The 1,799-nt window shown below is 67.6% G+C and carries 1 protein-coding gene and 1 pseudogene; both read right to left on the bottom strand.

The features are described 5' to 3' along the window. Positions 1-249: pseudogene (locus tag DBR34_RS22405) on the bottom strand (malto-oligosyltrehalose trehalohydrolase); the annotation flags it as partial. Continuing rightward, positions 246-1,799: 1,4-alpha-glucan branching protein GlgB (glgB, locus tag DBR34_RS08495; protein ID WP_258223762.1), on the bottom strand; the 1,554-nt coding region annotated here is incomplete at its 5' end. The gene glgB and the pseudogene DBR34_RS22405, both read right to left, overlap by 4 nt.

Genomic DNA, 1,799 nt, shown 5'->3' on the forward strand with positions numbered 1-1,799 from the left:
CAGTCCTTCCGGCTGCCAGCGCGACGCCGGATCGGGCACGCTCAGCGTTCCATCAATCCGGAAGCGGTAGCGCTGGCCGGGTGAGCAGGCGCACACGACGGCGTGGCAGCCATCGCCCTCGTCGGCCATCGCCACCACCTCACCGTCCAGCAGCAGGTCCACGCGGGATGCGGCCGGCGCCCATAGCCGGAAGCAGTACCCACCCTCTGCCTGCCGCCGCGCGCCCAGTTGCCGCCGCGCAGGCGTCACTCGCTCACCTGGAGGTAAAGCGTGGACAGCGGCGGCAACGTCAGCTCGATCGACTGCGCGTGGCCGTGCATGGCAATCGGCATCGCGTCCACGTGCCCGCGGTTGCCCACATCACTGCCGCCATAGAACTGGCTGTCGCTGTTGAACACCTCACGCCAACGCCCGCCACGCGGCACACCCACCCGATACCCGTGGCGCTCCACCGGGGTGAAGTTGCTCACCGCCAGCAGCGCCCCGCCCTCGCCGTGCACATCGTGGCGGATGAAGGCCAGCACGCTGTTGGCGTGGTCATCGCCCACGCTCCACTCGAAGCCGTGTTCACTGCGGTTGCCGTGGCGCAGCGCCGGAATGTCGCGCAACAGCCGGTTCAGATCCGCCACCAGCCGCGCCACGCCGGCGTGTTCCGGTTGCGCGGCCAGCGCCCAGTCCAGCTCGGCGTCATGGTTCCATTCGGTGGCCTGGGCGAACTCGCCGCCCATGAACAGCAGTTTGCTGCCCGGGTGGGCCCACATGAAGCCGTAGTACGCGCGCAGGTTGGCCAGCTGCTGCCAGCGGTCGCCCGGCATCTTGCCCAGCAGCGATCCTTTGCCATGCACCACTTCATCGTGCGACAGCGGCAACACGAAATCCTCGGAGAAGGCATACATCGCGCTGAAGGTCATCTCGCTGTGGTGGTGCGAACGGTGGATGGGGTCGCGTTGCAGGTAGCTCAGTGTGTCGTGCATCCAGCCCATGTTCCATTTGTGCGAAAAGCCCAGGCCGCCCTCGGCGGCCGGTGCGGTCACGCCGGGCCACGCCGTGGATTCTTCGGCGATCACCACCACGCCCGGGTAGGTGCTGGAAATGGCGCTGTTGAGCGCCCGCAGGAAGTCGATCGCTTCCAGGTTCTCGCGACCGCCGTGCGCATTCGGAATCCACTGCCCGTCTTCGCGGCTGTAGTCGCGGTACAGCATCGACGCCACCGCATCCACGCGCAGCCCGTCGATGTGGAAACGGTCTATCCACTCCAGCGCGCTGCCGATCAGGAACCCGGACACCTCGCTGCGGCCGTAGTTGTAGATCAACGTGTCCCAGTCCGGGTGCAGGCCCTGGCGCGGATCTTCATGCTCGTACAGGCCGGTACCGTCGAAGCGTTGCATGCCGTGCGCATCGGAGGGGAAGTGCGCGCCCACCCAATCCACGATGACGCCCAGGCCATGCTGGTGGCAGCGGTCGACGAAGCGTGCGAATCCTTCCGGGTCGCCATGCCGTGCGGTGGGGGCATACAGCCCCAGGGGCTGGTAGCCCCACGAGCCGCCAAACGGATGCTCGCTGACGGGCAGCAGCTCGATGTGGGTGAAACCCAGCTGCTTGATGTAGGGAATCAGGGCGTCGGCCAGCGTGTCCCAATCCAGCACCTCGCCGTCTGCGTTGCGACGCCATGACCCGGCATGCAGCTCATAGATGGAGATCGCGCCGGCAGCGTTGGCAGCGCGTGCCTGCATCCAGGCCTGGTCGTGCCACGCGTGCCCGGCAGCCGAGCCCACCACCGAGGCGGTGCCCGGCAGCGG

The organism is Stenotrophomonas sp. HMWF003 (assembly GCF_003061285.1).
Classification (GTDB): Bacteria; Pseudomonadota; Gammaproteobacteria; order Xanthomonadales; family Xanthomonadaceae; genus Stenotrophomonas; species Stenotrophomonas maltophilia_AP.